Genomic DNA, 19,209 nt, shown 5'->3' on the forward strand with positions numbered 1-19,209 from the left:
GCCGCCGCCCCGGGCCGCCCCGGGCGCGGCGGGGGGGGGGCGCCCCGCGGGCGCCCGGGGGGGGGGGGGGGGTGCGGTCGGCCGCCCCCCGGCCCCGCCCCCCCCACTCTCCAGGGTAGGCGCAAGGAAGGGAAAGCGCTATCCCATCCGTCCGGCAATCAGCGCGGAAGCCCGGCCTGCGTCGCGTGCAGGTGGGCGTATCGCCCGTTCGCCGCGACGAGCGCGTCGTGGCCGCCGATCTCGACGACCTCGCCGTGCTCGAGCACGACAATGCGGTCGGCCTGGCGGATGGTCGAGAGGCGGTGCGCGACGACGAGGGTGGTGCGGCCCCGCATGAGGCGGTTGAGCGCCTCCTTCACGAGCTCCTCCGACTCCGGGTCCAGCGCCGAGGTCGCCTCGTCGAGCAGCAGGATGCGCGGGTCGCGCACGAGCGCGCGGGCGATCGCGAGGCGCTGGCGCTGACCGCCCGACAGGCGTGCGCCGCGCTCACCGACGACGGTGTCCCAGCCGTCGGGCAGCGTGTCGACGAACTCGGCGGCGTTGGCGTCGCGCAGCGCCTCGCGCAGCTGCTCCTCCGACGCGTCGTCGAGGCCGTACGCGATGTTCTCGCGGATCGTGCCCTCGAAGAGCACCGACTCCTGCGGCACGACCGACACGGACTGGCGCACCGTGCGCAGGTCGAGCTCCTGCATGTCCTCGCCGTCGAGGAGGATGCGCCCCGACGTCGGGCGCACAAAGCCCAGCACGAGATTGAGCATCGTGGACTTGCCCGATCCCGACGACCCCACGAAGGCCACCGTCTCGCCCGGCTCGATGTCGAGCGACACGTCGTGAACGGCGTCGCGGTCAGCGCCGGGGTAGCGCTGCGTCACGTGCTGCAGTTCCAGGTGACCGCCTACGTGCGCGACCGAGCGCTTGCCCTCGTTCTGCTCGAGGTCGGGCTCCTGCAGCACCTCCGAGATCGAGCGCATCGACTCCAGGCCGCGTGCGCCGACCGGGATCAGCATGAGCAGCTGCGTGAGGCCCTGCGTCAGCAGCGTGAAGTACGACGACAGCAGCACGACCTCGCCCGGCGTGATGGGGAGGATGCCGGTCAGGGCGAAGACGGCCGCGAGCACGAGGCATCCGAGTCCCAGCAGCTGCATCGCGACCCACGAGATCGACGCCACGTGGCCGTTGAGCAGGTCGAGCTCGTAGCCCGCGCGGCGCACGCCGTCGGCGCCGGCCTGCACGCGCGACACGGCGGTGCGCTCGAGGCCGTGCGCGCGGGTCACGGGGATGAGCGAGGCCATCTCGCCCACGCGGGCGGCGAAACCCTCGACCTCGCGACGGAACACCTCGTTGCGGGCGCGCGAACGACGGCTGAGGCTGCTGCGGAGGATCAGCGCGACCGGCACCGCGAGGGCGTACACCGGCAGGAACTGCGGCACCGCGATCGCGGTCATGACGATCGCGCCGACGAGCACCATCGTCGACGACAGCAGCGGATGGGTCACCTGCTGCAGCATCAGCTCGACGTTCTCGACGTCGCGCACCACCTTGGTCTGCACGATCGACGAGCTCACCCGCGTGTGGTAGCCGATCGACAGGCTCTGCAGCCGCGCCGCCAGCGCGTTGCGCAGGTCGGCGCCGGTGTCGCGCACCACCCGCATGAAGTTGCGGATGTACACCATGTGCATGGGGTAGTTCTGGATCAGCAGCACCGCCGCGACGCCGAACCAGATGAGGACGGTCGAGACCTCGCCGCCGGTGGCGACGAGGTCGATGATCTTCGCCGTCACGACGGGCAGGAACCACAGCGGGATCTCTTTGCACGCGAATGCGAGCACCGCGAGGATCATGCGGCCGGGACGACGGGCCAGCAGTTTCAGCACGGAGCGGCCGGGGCGGGGGTTCTGGGCGATCCCGATGACGGGAATGGCGCCGGTAAACGCTTTCTGCGTCATGATGCAATGGTACCGACGCCGCCCGCACAGCCGCGCACGAAAGGCCCCGCATGACGTATCACCTCGCCGGCGACTCGACCGTCGCACCCGCCAAGCCCGAAGAGCTGCCCATGACCGGATGGGGTTCATACCTCGAACCGGTCGTCGAGGCGCCGGTGCGCAACCTCGCCTACGGCGGCGCGACGACCCAGTCCTTCCTCGCCGACGGATCATGGGTGCGGCTCCTGGAGGGCATCGAGCCCGGCCACACCGTCGTCATCCAGTTCGGGCACAACGACCAGAAGCTTCCCGAGCTCGCCGCCCGCGGCGGGTACGCCGACCGGCTGCGCGGCATGGTCGAGGACGTCCGCGCCCGTCACGCGACCGCCGTGCTGTGCACGTCGGTCGAACGGCGGTGGTTCGACGGCGACCGGGTGATCCCCACCCACGGCGACTACCCCAACGCCGTGCGCGACCTGGCGCATGAGCTCGACGCACCGCTCATCGACCTCACGGTGTTCACGACGTGGCTGTACGAGGACCTGGGGGAGGAGGCATCCACTTCCCTGCTGTCGCACTTCGCGCCCGGCGAGCACCCGGTGTGGCCAGAAGGCCTCCGCGACGACACGCACTTCCGCGAAGCGGGGGCGCGGCGCATCGCCGCGTTCGTCGGGCGCTCGCTGCGGGCGATCGAGCGCCGGGACGGCGATCAGCCGGCGAAGGGGTCGCAGCTCGTCAGCTGAACGGGCCGCACGTCAGGTGTCAGCCGCCGGTGGAGGCGCGGATGACCAGTTCGGGCTGGTAGACGACATTGCCGAGGTCGGAGCCCGCCGCACCGCTGATGCGCGCGAGCAGGATCTCGGCGGCGGTGCGACCCATCTCGCGGGCGGGCTGGCGCACCGAGGTCAGCGGCACCCCGGCGATGGCCGCGAACTCGATGTCGTCGTAGCCGACGACCGCGACGTCCTCGGGCACGCGCACGCCCCGCGAGATCAGGCCGTGGACGAGGCCGATCGCCAGATGGTCGTTCGAGGTGACGACGCCGTCGGGTCGGTCGGCGGGGGCACGGGCGGCGAGCTGCGCGCCGAAGGCGAGGCCGAGCTCGGAGGTCGTGCGGTCGGTCCAGATCGTCTCGAGTGTCGCGTCCGGATGCGCGGCCACGGCCAGCTGCGCGCCGTGCAGGCGCTCGCGCACCTGTCGCACCTCTTCGCGCGCTCCCACGAAGGCGAGTCGGCGCCGGCCGGTCGCGAGGAGGTGCTCGGTCGCCAGCCGGCCGCCCGCGACATCGTCGAAAGACACCGACGGCAGTTCGCCGCTGTCGTCGACCGCATCGACGAGGACGACCGGGATGCCGCGGCCCCGCAGTCGCTGAAGCCACGGTTCCAGGGGGCCGAAGGGGCTCACGAGGGCGCCCTCGACCTGCACGCGCTCGAAGAGCTCGAGGTGGTCGCGCTCCTTGGCGATGTCGTCGCTGGAGTTGCCGACCAGGATCCGCAGGCCGGCGGCGGAGGCGGCGTCCTCGGCGCCGGCGACCATGTCGGCGAAGAACGGGTTGGCGATGTTGATGACGGTCATGCCGAGGAGCCCGGAGCGTCCGGCCCGCAGCTGCTGCGCCGCCTGCAGGGGGACGTAGCCGAGCTGATCGGCGGCCGAGCGCACGCGCACGACGAGCTGCTCGCTGACGAGGTGCGGCCGGTTCAGCGCGTTCGAGACGGTGCTGATCGACACGCCCGCGCGCTCGGCGACATCGCGGATGCCGATGCGCTTCATGACGACATGGTATGCGCTTTCCTCCGCAGAGAGGGCGGTCCGAGAGCGCTCCCATCGTTATCGCCGCGTTACGAGAAAGCATTTGACGAAATCCGGCCACACGCCTACTCTTCAATCGAAGCGGTTCGACATCGAAGCGGTTCGACACTGATCTCGAAGCTCGATCGGCCCCAGCCCGGCCACCGACCCGAGCAGCACCCACGTACACGAAGGAGTGACATGGAACGACGTCATGCTCACCCGTCGGCATCCCTCGGGGTCGCCGAAGCCGAGAGCACGGTCCGATGACCACGCAGGCTCAGGCCCAGACCGTCATCCAGGAGGCGGCCGTCCGCAACCTGGAGAAGAACACGAAGAAGGGCCGCGGCCGCCGGCTGCGGCCCGCGGGCAGCCGGACGTCGTTCACGCTGTTCCTCTGCATCCTCCCGTTCCTCGTCCTGGCGTTCCTCTTCTCGTACCTGCCGCTGTACGGCTGGATCTACTCGCTGTACGACTACAAGCCGGCGCTCGGCCTCGAGGGGAGCGAGTTCGTCGGACTCCAGTGGTTCGAGATGCTCGTCAGCTCGCCCACGCAGATGGCGCAGATCGGGCAGGTGCTGCTCAACACCCTCGCGATCAGCTTCCTGGGGATCGCGACGTCGATCCTGCCGCTCTTCTTCGCGATCTTCCTCAACGAGATCAAAGCGCCCTGGTTCCGCAACTCGGTGCAGACCCTCACGTCGCTCCCGAACTTCATCTCGTGGGTGCTCGTGTACATGATCGCCTTCTCGCTGTTCTCCAGCTCGGGCCTCGTCAACGACGTGCTCATGGACTCGGGGCTCATCACGACGCCCGTCAAGTTCCTCGACACGGATCAGAACGTCTGGATCACCATGACGCTCTGGAGCATCTGGAAGGGACTCGGCTGGGGCGCGATCATCTACCTCGCCGCGATCGCGGGCATCGACCAGTCGCTGTACGAGTCGGCCCGCATCGACGGTGCCGGCCGCTTCCAGCTCATGCGGTACATCACGCTGCCCCAGCTCATGCCGACCTACCTCGTGCTGCTGCTGCTGTCGATCGCGAACATCCTCAACAACGGCATGGAGCAGTACTACGTGTTCCAGAACGCCTTCAACAAGCAGTGGATCCAGGTGCTCGACCTGTACGTCTACAACATCGGCATGACCGGCAACAGCCTGTCGATGGCCACCGCGATCGGCATGCTCAAGAGCATCATCTCGGTCGTCCTCCTGCTCACCGTCAACGCGGTCTCCAAGCGCGTCCGCGGCGAATCGATCGTCTGAGGGGTGCTGCCATGACCATGACGAAGACGCTCACCACCGTGAAGCGCGGCGACACCTCGGCCCGCTACCGCGCGTCGATCGGCGACAACGTGTTCCGCGGTGCGAACTACCTGCTGTTCGCAGTGTTCGCGGTCCTCTGCGCGTACCCCTTCTACTACCTGATCATCAACTCGGTCAGCGCCAACGACATCTCGGCGCTGGGCGACGTGCGGCTGTGGCCGATCGGCTTCCACCTGTCGAACTACGCCCAGGTGTTCTCGCTGCCGGGGCTGCCGCTGGCGACCGTCGTCAGCGTCGGCCGCACCGTGCTCGGCACGACGCTGACGGTGCTGGCATCCGGGTTCCTCGGGTTCATGTTCACCCAGACGCGGATGTGGGGCCGCAAGTTCTGGTACCGCTTCCTCATCATCACGATGTACTTCAGCGCCGGCCTGATCCCGGTGTTCATCATCATGAAGACGCTGGGGCTCACCAACAACTTCTGGGTCTACGTGCTGCCGTTCGTGGTGCAGCCGTTCAATGTCATCCTCGCGAAGACCTACGTCGAGTCGATGCCCAGGGAGCTGCAGGAGGCCGCCGAGATGGACGGCGCCAACATCCTGCAGGTGTTCTTCAAGGTGTACCTGCCGAACATGACCCCGATCCTCGCGACCATCGCGATCTTCAGCGCCGTGACGCAGTGGAACAGCTTCCAGGACACCCTGATCTACATCACCGACCAGAGCCTGTACACGCTGCAGTACCTGCTCTACATGTTCATCAACCAGGCATCCAGCCTCGCTCAGGCGGCGCAGAACGCCGGCGGCAACCTCGGTCAGATCGCGAACGTCGCCACGACGCAGACCCCCACCTCGATACGCATGACCGTGTCGGTGCTCGTGGTGCTGCCCATCATCTTCATCTACCCCCTGTTCCAGCGCTTCTTCGTGAAGGGCATCATGCTGGGCGCCGTCAAGGGTTGACGGCGACCACGCACCACCGAGAAAGGAAAGCAATGAAGCTGCGAAAGAAGGTGTCCCTGGCGCTCGTGGCGCTCCTCGCCGCGGGGTCGCTCGCCTCGTGCAGTGCGGGCGGCGACAGCACCACCCAGGGCGCGATCGACCAGTTCCCCGAGAAGTGGGACAAGGAGATCACGATCGACGTGTTCGACGGCCTGGCGAACTACATGGGCGTGCAGCAGGGCTGGTTCGCCAAGATCGTCAAAGACAAGTTCAACATGAAGCTCAACATCATCGCCCCGAACGTCGCGGGCGGCGGTGACACCCTGTACAACACGCGCGTCGCGGCCGGCGACCTCGGCGACCTGATCATCACCGACAAAGGCCAGAAGCTCGACGAGCTCATCGAAGGCGGCCTCGTCGCCGACGCGGCGAACTACTACCCCGCGATGAAGAATCTCGCGACGTACGACACCGCGGTGCAGCAGCTCAACGACGGCAAGGACGGCGTCTACGGGTTCCCGTCGGCACTGTCGACGCTCAAGCCCACCGATCCGTCCGAGGGCCTCGAGCCGACGTTCGGCGCCTACATGCGCTGGGACTACTACAAGGAGCTGGGCTACCCCGAGGTCGGCACGCTCGAGGACATCCTCCCGATCCTCAAGCAGATGCAGACCGCCCACCCGACCGCCGACAACGGGCAGCCCACCTACGGCTTCTCGCTGTTCAAGGACTGGGACGGAAACATGATGGTCACGGCGAAGCAGCCGGCGACCTACTACGGCTACGACGAGATCGGGTTCGTGCTGGCCAAGGCCGACGGCGAGGACTATCAGAGCATCCTCGACCCCGAGGGCGAGTACATGCGCAACCTGAAGCTGTACTTCGACGCCAACCAGCTGGGCCTGGTCGACCCCGAGTCGACGACGCAGAACTACGACACGCTGTTCTCGAAGATGCAGAACGGCCAGGTGCTGTTCTCGTGGTGGCCGTGGCTCGGGCAGTCCGCCTTCAACACCGACGCCAACATGCAGGCCGGCAAGGGCTTCGAGATGGTGCCGTTGAAGGATCAGGACATCTTCTCGTACGGCGCCGAGGCGTACGGCGGCAAGCAGGTCTTCGCGATCGGCTCGAAGGCCGAGGACCCCGAGCGCATCGCGGCGTTCGTCGACTGGCTGTACTCGTCCGAGGGCGCGTACGCCAACAGCGCGCAGACCGGCGGCACGGCGGGTCCGAAGGGCCTCACGTGGGACGTCAACGACGCCGGCGAGCCGGAGCTCACCGACTTCGGCTACGAGCAGTTCCTGGGCGGCGGCGCGACCGTTCCCGAGGAGTGGGGCGGCGGCAAGTACGAGGACGGCGTCTCGGCGCTGAACCTGAGCGCGGTGCTCCCCAAGCAGGAGGACTCCGAGACCGGCTACCCGTACAGCTACACGTTCTGGCCCACCTACCAGGCCAAGATCGCCAACTCGCTCACCGAGGACTGGTCGTCGAAGATGGGCGACGCCACGTCGACGATGGAGTACCTGACGACGAACGACGAGCTGCTGGTCGCCCCCGGTGCCAGCTATGCGGCACCGGCCGATCCCTCCGACATCGAGGCGCTGCGCAACCAGATCAAGGAGATCATCAAGCAGTACTCGTGGCAGATGGTCTTCGCCGAGAACGAGGGGCAGTTCGACTCGCTCCGCGACGAGCTCATCTCGACGGCGGACGGCCTCGGCTACGACAAGGTGCTCGACTTCGACATGGACAACGCGAAGTCGCAGAACGACGCCCGCATCGCGGTGACGAAGGCGTTCGACTGACACCTGTCTGACACGAAGGGCTCGGGATGAGGCATCCCGAGCCCTTCGTCCGTGTGCGGGGGAGCGGATGCTGCCGCGCGGGGCGGGAGCCGGGGATGCCTCGCCCCTGCGTCGGTCGCGGGGCGGTGGTGTCGCGTCCGAGGTCGTGCTCTTCAGCTGAGGTGCACTGCCGGGCTGAGGAGCGGCGGCGGACTTCGGGTCCTCATTCCGGCTCTCGCCCTCAAACGAGGACGGTGGCGGTGGGAGCACCGGGATGCCGCGACCGCCGCGCGAGTGCGACCGCCGCGCGAGCTCGGCCGAGCGCGGCCGCCGGCATCCCGTGCCGCCGCGGTGCGCGTCAGGCCTGGTGCCGGCCGAAGACGCTCCGGAACAGGAACGCCGTCGCGTAGGCGCCCACCGAGAAGCCGACGGTGAGCACGATGAACCCGAACGGCGGGAAGAGGATCGTGAACGCCACGAGAGTCACCGGGATCAGGAGCACCCCGAGTGTGCGCACCGGCTCGGCGGCGGGCAGCAGCAGGGAGTTCTTGAGCGTCTGGCGCACCGGCGCCCGGAAGTACGCGACCTGGGCCATGCCGTAGAGGAACGCGGCGAACAGGTAGAGCGCGCCGAGGACGGCGACGATGCCCGCGACGCCGCCGAGGATCGAGGGCATCGCGAACCAGAACACGCTGCTGTAGCCCAGCAGCACGGCGGGGAAGAGGAGGCACAGCATGACGAGGGTCGCGCGGCCGAAGTTCGCGCGGAACGCCGGGAACCAGTCCTTCAGCGGGTGTCCGCTCTCGTCGTCCGAGTAGCGGATCGTCACTTCGTACAGCGCGCTCGTCGCGGCCCCGATCGTGATGACGGGCAGGCACAGCACGAGATACATCAGATTGAGCGCGACGAACGTCAGGAACGTCGTGAGGCCGCTCAGCGCGCGGCTTTCGGGGTCGATGCGCAAGGACGGCTCCTGTCGTGCCTTACGAGGCGGTGGTGCTTCCGGTCAGGGCGGGCGGCAGCAGGCGCACCGACGGCTTGGTGCCGTTCGCGAGGATCTCGCAGATCATGTCGGTGGCGGCGGCGCCGATCGCCTCGGCGGGCACGGCGATGCTGTCGGCGAGGCCGGGCACGGAGCGCGCGACATCCTCGGGGCACAGGGCGAGCACAGCGAGGTCGTCTCCGCGCTGCCGGCCGCGCTGCGCGATCGTCGTGGCGACGTGGGGCAGCGCGCCCTCGTTGTGCACGAAGAAGCCGGTGATCGCCGGGTCGTCCGTCATGACGTCGGCCACCGTGGCGACCGCTTCGGCCGTACTGGGGCACGCGTGGACGGTCCCTTCGACGCCGCTGGCCTCGCACGCCGCGAGGAACCCGCGGGCGAGCCGATCGGCGTACGACGTGTGGCGGGCCATGACCTCCAGCGGCGAGCCGATGAGCGCGAGCCTGCGGTGGCCGAGGGCGACGAGCCGGTCGACGGCCAGCCAGCCCGCGGCCTCGAAGTCGAAGTCGACGCACGGGATCGCGCGGCGCCCCGCCGGCAGGCCGATGAGCACGCTCGGATGGTCGAGACCTGACAGCGTGTCGATGCGGGGGTCGTCGGATTCGACGTCCATGACCAGGAGCGCGTCCACCATCGACCCCTTGGCGGCGCGCTGCAGCGCCTTGGAGTCGTCACTGGCCAGGAGCAGGATGTCGTAGCCGTGCTTGCGGGCCTGCGTGACGACGCCGGTGACGATCTGCATGACGACGTGCACGTCGACGCCGGTGCGCAGCGGCGCCTGCAGGCCGATGACGTTCGTCGAGCGCGAGGCCAGCGACCGGGCACCCGCGTGCGGGCTGAAGCCGAGGTTGTCGATGGCCTTCTCGACACGGTCGCGCGTCTCCTGCGAGATGGCGCGCTTGCCGCTCATGACGTACGACACGGTCGAGATCGACACCCCTGCCGCCTGTGCGACGTCCGCGATCGTCACCATGAGGTTCCCCGTCCTGCTAGGTCGAGCACCTGGCTGGTCCCGGGAGCGAGATCGCAGGTGCCGATCGGACCGTCCGGTCCGTACACATTCATTGTCGCCGCTCGGGCTCCCGCGCGAAGACACGCGCGCACGAGTCGTCCGCCGGCCCATTCCAGGTCGACCGACACGTCGCCGCGGGTCCGGATGCCGCGCACGGCGCCGTCGGGCCACTGCGGCGGCAGCGCCGGGAGGAGGCGCACCCGCACCGCCCCGGCCTCGTCGGGCGCCGACTGCACGAGCGCTTCCGCGATCGCCGCGGTCAGGCCCAGGTTGCCGTCGATCTGGAACGGCGGGTGGGCGCTGAAGAGGTTCGGGTACAGGCCGCCGCGCTGGCCGCCGGCATCCGGATCCGCGGGGCGCAGCGCCATCCGCACGTGCTCGTGCACGGCGGCGCCGTCGCCGAGTCGCGCCTGCATCGCCGCACGCCACGCGAGGGCCCACCCGGTCGACTCGGGGCCGCGGAGGCGGATGGACTCGGATGCCGCACGCGCGAGCTCGGGCGTCTGCTCCGGGGTGATCTGCGCATACGGGAAGAGCCCGACCAGGTGCGACAGGTGGCGGTGCAGCGGCTCCGCCTCGACGCGGTCGCGGTCCCACTCCCGCAGGTCGCCGCGCGGCGAGATCTGCGGATCGGGGAGGGCCGCCGTGCGGGCGGTGAGGTCGGCGACCCAGGCCTTGTCGACGCCGAGCGCCGCCGCCGCACGACGGCACACGTCGGCCAGCTCGCGCAGCAGCGCGACGTCCATGGTCGCTGTGACGGCGACGCCGCGCTCGTGGCCGTCGGTGTCGAGGTAGCGGTTCTCGGGCGAGGTCGACGGGCTCGTCCAGGCGCGCTCGTCGTCGCCCTGGATCCACGACAGTGCGAACGCCGCCGTCGAGGCGAGCACCGGCCACGCGTCGTCGCGCAGGTAGGCGAGGTCGCCGCCGTACGCGTAGTGGTCCCACAGGTGCAGCGCGAGCCACACTCCGCCGAGGGCCCAGTTGGCCCACGCCGGATCACCGTGGCCCGCGCCGACGGGCGCGGCGAAGGCCCACGCGTCGGAGTTGTGGTGCGCGACCCAGCCGTCAGCGCCGTACAGCTCGCGCGCCACGACGGGCCCGGTCGTCTCGGACAGGCGCCGCGTGAACCGCAGCAGCGGCTCGTGGCATTCGGCGAGCCCTGTGGTCTCGGCCGGCCAGTAGGCCATCTGCAGGTTGATGTTCGTCGTGTATGCGCTCGACCACGGTCCGGGCAGCTGGGCGTTCCACAGTCCCTGCAGCGTGAGCGGCAGCCCGCCGGGCTGGGACGAGCCGATCAGCAGGTAGCGGCCGTAGTGGAAGGCGAGCGCCGCCAGTGCCGGGTCGTCCTGCTCCTGCGCGCGCCGCACGCGCTCGACCGTGTCGACGTCGCCGTCGAGGCCGGGGAGCTCGAGCGTGCACCGGTCGTAGAGCGCGCCGTGCGCGGCCTCGTGGGCTGCGCGCAACTCCGCCGCGTCTGAAGAGGGGATGCCGCCCACGAGCGCCGCGGCACGGTCCGCGGCGTCGATGCCCGGGTCGGGATCGCCGGGGATCGACGGCGCGGTGGCCGTCGCGATCGCGAACAGGTGCGCGTGCGCCGACGCGGTGACGAGGACGCCGTCGCTGACCTCGGACGTGCCGAAGTGACGGACGACGACGGCGCCGTGGCGCCCGGTCGACTCGTCGTAGCGGATGGGCTCGTCGGGCTGCTCGTGACCCGGGGCGACGTCGACGGGGAACCACCATTGCGCCGCCAGCGCGCCGTCCTGGGCGCCGGGCGCGGACTTCGCGCGCAGCAGCGAGCCCACCCGGACGCGCACCCGCACGGGGGCGTCGGCGGTGATCTCGTGCATGATCGCACCCGTCACGAGGTCGGCCCATGTGCGGTGGTGCACCGCCACGTCGTCGCGGACGTACTCGTGCGCCGCGACGCCGGTCGGCAGGTTGAGGCGCCGTTCGTACGTGCCGGCGGACGCGCCGTGCGCGGCATCCTCCGCCTCCACGTCGACATCGACCCATCCGAGCGGCAGGTACGCCTGCACCCACGGCGCCTGCATGCGCTGGAGAAGCGCTTCCGCACGATCGAGGTCGTCGGTGTCGAGGGCCTCGCGGACCGCGTCGAGGGCGCCCGAGCCGCGCAGCGCGACGCCGTCGAGCGGGTCGGCGCCGGCGTGGCCCGACCACGCCGCGGTGTCGTTCAACCACAGGCGCTCGCCGCCGGAGAGACCGGCGCACATCGCTCCCCGCATGCCGTTGCCGACGGGGTACGCCTCGAGCCAGCGGGCGGCCGGAGCGGACGCGCGGAGCACGTGCAGCGCCTCGGAAGGGGGCGTCGGGGCCGCTTCATCGCGGCGCGTGGACATCGTCACACCCTTAGTATATCGTCTCGGTGTTGAAGCGCTTCGAAAGTTGGATGAACTCTCTCGGAGCCGCTCCCAGAAGACCTGTCTCCGACCGAAACTCAGCGAAGAGGTTCCCGCTCCATGGCCCGCACCACGACCCCGCGTCGCCCCGATGCGCTCGCGCCGCTCACGGCCGAGCTCGGCATCTGCTTCGGCGGCGACTACAACCCTGAGCAGTGGTCGGCGGAGGTGTGGCGCGAGGACGCCGAGCTCATGGTCCGCGCCGGCGTCAACCTCGTGACGGTCGGGGTGTTCAGCTGGGCGCGGCTGGAGCCGAGCCCGGGGGAGCGCGACTTCGCGTGGCTCGACGAGGTGCTCGACCTGCTGCACGCCCACGGCATCGCCGTCGACCTCGCGACGCCCACCGCGTCGCCGCCGCCGTGGATGGGGATCCTCCACCCCGAGACGCTGCCCGTCGACCGCGACGGCGTGCGGCTGGTCGCAGGCTCCCGCAACCAGTTCACACCGGCATCCCAGGTCTATCGCGACCACGCGCTCGCGATCGCGACGGACCTCGCCGAGCGCTATCGCGACCACCCCGCTGTGCGCATGTGGCACGTCGGCAACGAGTTCGGCCAGATCGACTTCGGTCCCGAGGCGGCGCGCGAGTTCCGGCTGTGGCTGCGCGAGCGCTACGGCACCGTCGAGGCGCTCAACGAGGCCTGGGGGACGCTGGTGTGGGCGCAGCGCTACCGCGACTTCGACGAGATCGTGCCGCCGCGCCGCATGCCGTATCTCGTCAACCCGGCGCAGTCGCTGGACTTCCGGCGCTACACGTCATTCGCGCTGCAGCGCGTGTTCGCCGAGCAGCGCGACGCGATCCGTGCGGCCGGGGCGACCCAGCCGGTCACGACGAACTTCATGGGCTTCGAGCCTCTCACCGACCTGTGGTCGTGGTCCGACGAGGTCGACGTCGTCGCTGACGACCAGTACCCCGACCACGCCTCGCCCACCGCATCGAGCGACGTGGCGCTCATCCAGGACCTCATGCGCTCACTCGGGGGCGGTCGCCCGTGGGCGCTCATGGAGCAGGCGCCGAGCGCCACGTCGTGGCGCCCCCACAACCTCCCCAAGTCGCCGGACCGTGCGCGCCTGGACTCGCTGCAGGCCGTCGCCCGCGGCGCCGATGCCGTCTGCTACTTCCAGTGGCGGCAGGCGCGCTCGGGCGCCGAGCGCTTCCACTCGGCACTGCTGCCCCACGCGGGCGCCGACACCGAGGTGTTCCGCGCGGCGGTCGCCCTCGGCGCCGATCTGCGGCGGCTGCGGCCGGTCACGGGCGCGCGGGTGGCGGCATCCGTCGGCATCCTGTTCGACTGGGAGTCGTGGTGGGCGGGCGACGAGCCCGGCCGCCCGACCAGCCGGCTCGACACGCTGGAGCAGGTGCGCCGGTGGCATCGCGCGCTGTGGCGGCGCGGCATCGCGGTCGACCTCGTGCGCCCGGGCGCCGACCTGTCCGCCTACCGCGCGGTGCTGGTGCCGCACTCGTACATCGTCGAGCCGGATGCCGCCACCGCCCTCCGCGGGGCCGTCGACGCCGGCGCGAGCCTGGTCGTCGGCCCGTTCTCGGGTGTCGCCGACCGCAACGCCGCGATCCTGCAGGGCCGGTCGCCGGTGCTGCTGCGCGAACTCCTCGGCGTGAGCGGCGAGGAGTGGGTGGGGCTGCCGGACGAGCCGACGTCGGTGACGGCGGACGCGGCGTGGGCGACGGTGCCGGCGGTGGCGCTGCACGCCGGCGTGCTGGGCGAGCGGCTGCGTGCCGAGGGCGCCGAGGTGCTGGCCCGGTTCGACGGCGGTCACCTCGACGGCGCCCCGGCGATCACCCGGCACCGCGTCGGCGCAGGTACGGCCTGGTACCTGGGTGCGGTCGTCTCGGACGACGCCCTCTCCGCGGTCCTCGACGATGCGCTCGACGCCGCCGGCGTCGCCGGCGCGACCCCCGACCGTGCGCTGCCCGACGGCGTGGAGGCCGTGCAGCGCGGCGACGCCCTCTTCCTCCTCAACCACGGTCGGACGGCCGGGCGCGTGACCGTGCCCGGAGTGCGGCGCGACCTCTTGTCGGACGCGGACGTCGACGGCCAGGTGGTCCTGGCACCCGGCGCCGCCATGGTGCTCATCGAAAGGCACGCACAGTGAAGTTCACCGATGGCTACTGGCTCACCAGGCCCTCGCTCACCCCGCTCTACGCGGTCGAGGTCGACGACATCCGCATCGACGAGGCTGCCGGCACGATGAGCGTGTACGCGCCGACGGCCGTGATCCGCGATCGCGGCGACACGCTCAACCGCCCGATGCTGACAATCGTCTTCTCGGCGCCGGCCCCCGGTGTCGTCAAGGTCCACGTCGAGCACCACGCCGGGGCCGTCCGCCGCGGGCCGGACTTCGAGATCCACGCCGCCGAGGGCTTCCGCCCCTCGATGCGGCTCGACGACGAGTGGGGCGTGCTCGAGGCGGGATCGCTCAGGGTGCGCGTGGCGCGCTCCGGCCCGTGGCGCGTCGAGTTCGCGAGCGGCGACCGCGTGCTCACCAGCTCGCTGCCGCGCTCGGTCGGCCACATGACCGGCACGGGGCAGCTGCGGGCGCCCGCCGACCCGACCTGGGTGCACCAGCAGCTGACGATCGAGCCGGGCGAGCGCGTCTACGGCCTGGGCGAGCGCTTCGGCGCGTTCGTCAAGAACGGCCAGACCGTCGACACGTGGAACGCCGACGGCGGGACGTCGAGCGAGCAGTCGTACAAGAACGTGCCGTTCTACGTCACGAGTCGCGGCTACGGCGTCTTCGTCGACCACCCCGGCAACGTGTCGTTCGAGGTGGGCAGCGAGGTCAACTCGCGCGTGCAGTTCTCGGTCGACGGCGAGTCGCTGGACTACTACGTCATCGACGGCCCGGAGCCGAAGGACGTGCTGCGCCGCTACACCGAGCTCACGGGCCGCCCCGCCAGGGTGCCGGCGTGGTCGTTCGGACTGTGGCTCACGACGTCGTTCACCGCGAGCTACGACGAAGACACCGTGAGCGCATTCGTCGACGGCATGGCCGAGCGCGACATCCCGCTGTCGGTCTTCCACTACGACTGCTTCTGGATGCGCGAGTACCAGTGGACCGACTTCGAATGGGACGCCCGCGCCTTCCACGACCCGGTGGGGCAGATCGCGCGCATGCACGAGCGCGACGTGCACGTCTCGGTGTGGATCAACCCCTACATCGCGCAGCGCTCGGCGCTGTTCCGCGAGGCCGCCGACGCCGGCTACCTGCTGCGACGCACCGACGGCAGCGTATGGCAGTGGGACCTGTGGCAGGCGGGCATGGGCCTCGTCGACTTCACGAATCCGGATGCCGCCGACTGGTACGTCGGCAAGCTCCAGGGCCTGCTCGACCAGGGCGTCGACACGTTCAAGACCGACTTCGGCGAGCGGATCCCGGTCGACGGCGTCGTGTGGCACGACGGGTCGGACCCGCAGCGCATGCACAACTACTACGCGAAGCTGTACAACGAGGTCGTGTTCGGAGCGCTGGAGCGGCACAAGGGCGTCGGCAACGCCGTCGTGTTCGCGCGTTCGGCCACCGCCGGCTCGCAGCAGTTCCCGGTGCACTGGGGCGGCGACAGCGACTCCACGTTCCTCTCGATGGCCGAGTCCCTGCGCGGCGGCCTCTCGCTCGCGATGTCGGGCTTCGGCTACTGGAGCCATGACATCGGCGGCTTCGAGGGCACACCCGACCCGGGCCTGTTCAAGCGCTGGCTGGCGTTCGGGCTGCTGTCGTCGCATTCGCGGCTGCACGGCTCGTCGACGGTGCGCGTGCCATGGGCGTTCGACGACGAGGCCGTCGACGTCGCCCGAGAGTTCACGAAGCTCAAGATGCGGCTCATGCCCTACCTCGCCGCGGTCGCCGAACAGGCCCACACCGACGGCACGCCCATGATGCGGCCCATGGTGCTGGAGTTCCCGGGCGACCGCTCCGGGTTCGACGCCGACACGCAGTACATGCTCGGCGAGTCGCTGCTGGTGGCCCCGGTGTTCGCCGCCGACGGCAGCGTCGAGTACTACGTGCCGGAGGGGGAGTGGACATCGCTCCTCGACGGGTCCGTGCAGGACGGCCGCCGCTGGGTCACCGAGACGCACGGCTACGACTCGGTGCCGCTGCGCGTGCGCCCGGGCACGGTGCTGCCCTTCGGCGCCGACGACAGCCGCCCGGACTACGACTGGGCCGACGGCGTGACGCTGCGCTGCTTCGAACTGCCCGACGGGTACGACGAGCTCACGACGGTCCCGGGCCACGACGGCACGGCATCCACGTCGTTCCGCGTCCGCCGCGAGGGCGGCACGATCACCGCGACGTCCGACGACGTGCGCGCCCCGTGGGCGCTGCAGGTGGGCGGCCAGGTCGTCAGGGGGACGGCATCCACTCTCACGATCACGCTCGAGGAGGACGCACGATGACCGACACGACGACCGATGTCCCGGTGTTCCGGCAGGTCGGCAGGCCGCTCGCCGAGCGTTCGCGCGATCTGCTCGGCCGGCTGACGCCCGAAGAGCGCATCGCGATGCTGCACCAGGTGGCGCCGCCCGTCGAGCGGCTCGGCCTGGCCGAGTGGCACACCGGCTGCGAGGCGCTGCACGGTGCCGCATGGCTCGGCCGGGCCACGGTGTTCCCGCAGCCCGTGGGCCTCGCCGCGACATGGGATGCCGAACTCGTCGAGCGCGTCGGCGAGGTGGCCGCTGTCGAGGTGCGCGCCAAGCACGCCGAGAACCCGCTCGTGAGCCTCAACGTGTGGGCGCCCGTGGTCAACACGCTGCGCCACCCGGCCTGGGGGCGCAACGAGGAGGGCTACTCCGAGGACCCCCATGTGACCGCGGTGTTCGGCGCGGCGTACTCGAAGGGCCTCCGCGGCGACCACGAGCGCGTGTGGCGCACGGTGCCGGCGCTCAAGCACTTCCTCGGCTACGACAACGAGACCGACCGGTCCGTGACGTCGTCCGAGATGTCGCTGCGCACGCTCCACGAGGAAGAGCTGCCGGCCTTCCGCGGGGCCATCGAGGCGGGCGTCGCGGGCGGCATGATGCTCGCCTACAACCGCGTCAACGGCGTGCCCGCGCATACGCAGCCCGAGCTCGTCGCCGAGGCGCGGTCGTGGTCCGACGAGTCGATCGCGGTGGTGTCGGATGCCGGCGCCCCCACCTTCCTCGTGACCACGCAGCGCACGCAGCCCGACCACGTCCACGCCGCGGCCGCGCTGGTGCGGTCGGGGCTCGACTCGTTCACCGACAACGACGCGAACGCCGCGCCCACGATCGGCTACGTGACCGAGGCGCTCGCCGCGGGACTCCTGACCTCCGACGAGGTCGACCAGGCGGTGCTGCGGCTGCTCGAGCTGCGGATCCGGACCGGCGAGTTCGACGGCGACGCCGACCCGTACGCGGGCATCACGGCCGACGCCATCGACGCGCCCGGCGCGCGCGAGCTCGCGCGCGAGGCGGTGGCGCGCTCGGTCGTCGTGCTGCGGAACGACGCCGGCGTGCTCCCGCTGACAGCGCCCGCCCGCGTGGCCGTCGTCGGCCCGCTCGCGGACGCGGTGCTCACCGACTGGTACGCCGGAACGCCGCCGTACGCCGTCGGCATCGGCACGGCCGCCGCCGAGCGCTACGGCGAGGTCGAGGTGGTGACCGGGGCCGACACCGTCGCGCTGCGCGCGACCTCGACCGGCCGCTACGTCACCGCCGCCGCGGACGGCTCGACCGTCGAGGCCTCGGCCGACGCCGTCGGCGACGATGCGCTGTTCGACGTGACCGACTGGGGCGACGGCATCCTCACCCTCCGTTCGCACGCCAGCGGACTGCTGCTCACGGGCGCCCACTGGCCGATGCGGGCCGACGCCACGCGGGTGGGCGAGTGGGTGGTGCAGGAGAGCTTCCGTGCGCACCACCACCCCGACGGCACCGTGTCGCTGCTGCACCTCGGCTCGGGTCGCTGGGTGCGTGCCTTCCGCGACTCGGGACTGCTCGCCGCCGAGGCCGTCACGCTCGACAAGGCGGAGCGGTTCGGCGTGCGCGTCGTGCGCTCGGGCGCGCAAGCGGTCGCCGAGGCCGCCGCGCACGCCGATGCGGTCATCGTCGCGGTCGGCAACGACCCGCACCTGAACGGTCGCGAGACCGAGGACCGCCCGCACCTGCGCCTGCCGTCCGCGTGGGCCGAGATCTGGCGCGTGGCCCGAGAGTCCAATCCGCGCACCGTGCTCGCGATCGTGTCGAGCTACCCGTACGTGCTCGACGGCGCGGCCGCCGCCGAGACCGTCGTGTGGTCGAGCCACGGCGGTCAGGAGCTCGGCCACGGCGTCATCGACGTGCTCTCGGGCGACCGCGAGCCCGCCGGCCGCCTGTCGCAGAGCTGGCCCGCCACCGAGCAGCAGCCGGGCGACCTGTTCGACTACGACACGCTGCGCCAGGGCGCCACTTACCGCCACCAAGCCGACGCCCCCGCGTTCGCCTTCGGGCACGGGCTCACGTACACCTCGGTGTCGTACGACGCGGTGACGGTCCGGGATGCCGTCGTGCCGGCCCCCGCGCCGACCCACCGACACGCGGCGTTCGCGCCCCGCGGGGGCGACGACACGGTGCGGGCGATCGTGCGCGTGCGCAACACGGGGGAGCGGGAGGCCGAGGAGCTCGTGCAGCTGTACGCGCTGCCCTCCCGCGACCTGTCGCTGCCGACGCCGCGACGTCTGCTCGTCGCGTACGCCCGCGTGCGCCTCGCGCCCGGCGAGGCCCGCGACGTCGAGCTGGCGTTCGGCGTCGACCGCCTCGCCGTGTGGGACGACGCCGTGCGGCTGCCAGATGCGGTGGACGACTGGGTGCACCAGGGCGCGCTGCGCGTGCAGTCCGGCGCGTACACGCTGGCCGCCGGGCCTTCGGCGTGGGACCTGCCGGTCTCGGCCGAGCTGGAGGTCACTCCCTGAGTCCGCCCGCATCGCCCGGGTTGCGCTTCGTCTCGCTCGTTCCTCGCTCGCTCAGCGTCCGGTTCCCGCGTCCGGGTCGCTGAGCGAGCACCAGCGCACACGCCGGCCCCCGGTCGCTGAGCGAGCGCCAGCGAGACGAAGCGTGT

Annotated in this window: 12 protein-coding genes; 7 read left to right on the plus strand and 5 right to left on the minus strand. The window is 70.9% G+C overall.

Features of this window, described 5'->3' with window-relative positions; translation table 11 throughout:
• Positions 1–158: 158 nt before the first annotated feature.
• On the minus strand, positions 159–1,946 hold the full coding sequence (locus tag ACFWJ8_RS16850; RefSeq protein ID WP_378813696.1) for an ABC transporter ATP-binding protein: 1,788 nt from the start codon (positions 1,944–1,946) through the stop codon (positions 159–161).
• A 50-nt stretch (positions 1,947–1,996) separates the two neighbouring features.
• On the opposite strand from ACFWJ8_RS16850, the gene ACFWJ8_RS16855 reads away from it, so the two are divergent.
• Complete coding sequence (locus ACFWJ8_RS16855) at positions 1,997–2,668, plus strand: rhamnogalacturonan acetylesterase (protein ID WP_378813698.1); 672 nt, start codon at positions 1,997–1,999, stop codon at positions 2,666–2,668.
• A gap of 19 nt (positions 2,669–2,687) precedes the next feature.
• Here ACFWJ8_RS16855 and ACFWJ8_RS16860 read toward each other — a convergent pair whose 3' ends face one another.
• Positions 2,688–3,695 (minus strand): LacI family DNA-binding transcriptional regulator, encoded by a 1,008-nt coding sequence (locus ACFWJ8_RS16860; RefSeq protein WP_378813700.1) that lies wholly within the window; start codon positions 3,693–3,695, stop codon positions 2,688–2,690.
• Between the two features lie 284 nt (positions 3,696–3,979).
• Here ACFWJ8_RS16860 and ACFWJ8_RS16865 point away from each other — a divergent pair, with 284 nt between their 5' ends.
• Genes ACFWJ8_RS16865 through ACFWJ8_RS16875 form a run of 3 tightly spaced genes read left to right on the plus strand, consistent with a single transcriptional unit; the run spans position 3,980 to position 7,727 of the window.
• Positions 3,980–4,981, plus strand: coding sequence for an ABC transporter permease (locus ACFWJ8_RS16865; protein WP_378813702.1), 1,002 nt, complete (start codon positions 3,980–3,982; stop codon positions 4,979–4,981).
• Between the two features lie 11 nt (positions 4,982–4,992).
• Positions 4,993–5,943 (plus strand): carbohydrate ABC transporter permease, encoded by a 951-nt coding sequence (locus ACFWJ8_RS16870; protein WP_378813704.1) that lies wholly within the window; start codon positions 4,993–4,995, stop codon positions 5,941–5,943.
• Between the two features lie 32 nt (positions 5,944–5,975).
• Positions 5,976–7,727 (plus strand): ABC transporter substrate-binding protein, encoded by a 1,752-nt coding sequence (locus ACFWJ8_RS16875; protein WP_378813706.1) that lies wholly within the window; start codon positions 5,976–5,978, stop codon positions 7,725–7,727.
• 337 nt (positions 7,728–8,064) lie between these two features.
• On the opposite strand, the gene ACFWJ8_RS16880 is transcribed toward ACFWJ8_RS16875, so the two are convergent.
• From ACFWJ8_RS16880 to ACFWJ8_RS16890, 3 genes are read right to left on the minus strand one after another with little or no spacing between them, the layout of a single operon-like run.
• Complete coding sequence (locus ACFWJ8_RS16880) at positions 8,065–8,670, minus strand: YesL family protein (RefSeq protein WP_378813708.1); 606 nt, start codon at positions 8,668–8,670, stop codon at positions 8,065–8,067.
• A 19-nt stretch (positions 8,671–8,689) separates the two neighbouring features.
• The gene (locus ACFWJ8_RS16885; RefSeq protein ID WP_378813710.1) at positions 8,690–9,679 is read right to left on the minus strand and encodes a LacI family DNA-binding transcriptional regulator; all 990 of its coding nucleotides are present in this window, start codon (positions 9,677–9,679) and stop codon (positions 8,690–8,692) included.
• A complete protein-coding gene (locus ACFWJ8_RS16890) occupies positions 9,673–12,078 on the minus strand; it encodes a glycoside hydrolase N-terminal domain-containing protein (protein WP_378813867.1) in 2,406 nt (801 codons plus the stop codon). Before ACFWJ8_RS16890 ends, ACFWJ8_RS16885 begins: the two co-directional genes overlap by 7 nt.
• A gap of 120 nt (positions 12,079–12,198) precedes the next feature.
• On the opposite strand from ACFWJ8_RS16890, the gene ACFWJ8_RS16895 reads away from it, so the two are divergent.
• From ACFWJ8_RS16895 to ACFWJ8_RS16905, 3 genes are read left to right on the plus strand one after another with little or no spacing between them, the layout of a single operon-like run.
• On the plus strand, positions 12,199–14,250 hold the full coding sequence (locus ACFWJ8_RS16895; protein ID WP_378813712.1) for a beta-galactosidase: 2,052 nt from the start codon (positions 12,199–12,201) through the stop codon (positions 14,248–14,250).
• Positions 14,247–16,550 carry an alpha-xylosidase gene (gene yicI / locus ACFWJ8_RS16900; RefSeq protein ID WP_378813714.1) on the plus strand — a complete coding sequence of 768 codons (2,304 nt, stop codon included), beginning with the start codon at positions 14,247–14,249 and terminating at the stop codon, positions 16,548–16,550. Before ACFWJ8_RS16895 ends, yicI begins: the two co-directional genes overlap by 4 nt.
• Positions 16,547–19,063, plus strand: a complete 2,517-nt coding sequence (locus ACFWJ8_RS16905; RefSeq protein ID WP_378813716.1) for a glycoside hydrolase family 3 C-terminal domain-containing protein — start codon at positions 16,547–16,549, stop codon at positions 19,061–19,063. The genes yicI and ACFWJ8_RS16905 overlap by 4 nt, the downstream gene beginning before the upstream one ends.
• The last annotated feature ends 146 nt before the right edge of the window (positions 19,064–19,209 follow it).

Origin of the sequence: Microbacterium sp. NPDC058389 (assembly GCF_042722305.1) — a bacterium.
In the GTDB taxonomy this organism is placed as follows: domain Bacteria; phylum Actinomycetota; class Actinomycetes; order Actinomycetales; family Microbacteriaceae; genus Microbacterium.

Coding starts and splice junctions, on each gene's coding strand:
- ACFWJ8_RS16870 (WP_378813704.1), top strand. CDS start 4,993: ATGACCATGACGAAGACGCTCACCACCGTGAAGCGCGGCGACACCTCG.
- ACFWJ8_RS16905 (WP_378813716.1), top strand. CDS start 16,547: ATGACCGACACGACGACCGATGTCCCGGTGTTCCGGCAGGTCGGCAGG.
- ACFWJ8_RS16875 (WP_378813706.1), top strand. CDS start 5,976: ATGAAGCTGCGAAAGAAGGTGTCCCTGGCGCTCGTGGCGCTCCTCGCC.
- ACFWJ8_RS16855 (WP_378813698.1), top strand. CDS start 1,997: ATGACGTATCACCTCGCCGGCGACTCGACCGTCGCACCCGCCAAGCCC.
- ACFWJ8_RS16885 (WP_378813710.1), bottom strand. CDS start 9,679: ATGGTGACGATCGCGGACGTCGCACAGGCGGCAGGGGTGTCGATCTCG.
- ACFWJ8_RS16890 (WP_378813867.1), bottom strand. CDS start 12,078: ATGTCCACGCGCCGCGATGAAGCGGCCCCGACGCCCCCTTCCGAGGCG.
- ACFWJ8_RS16865 (WP_378813702.1), top strand. CDS start 3,980: ATGACCACGCAGGCTCAGGCCCAGACCGTCATCCAGGAGGCGGCCGTC.
- ACFWJ8_RS16895 (WP_378813712.1), top strand. CDS start 12,199: ATGGCCCGCACCACGACCCCGCGTCGCCCCGATGCGCTCGCGCCGCTC.
- ACFWJ8_RS16850 (WP_378813696.1), bottom strand. CDS start 1,946: ATGACGCAGAAAGCGTTTACCGGCGCCATTCCCGTCATCGGGATCGCC.
- ACFWJ8_RS16860 (WP_378813700.1), bottom strand. CDS start 3,695: ATGAAGCGCATCGGCATCCGCGATGTCGCCGAGCGCGCGGGCGTGTCG.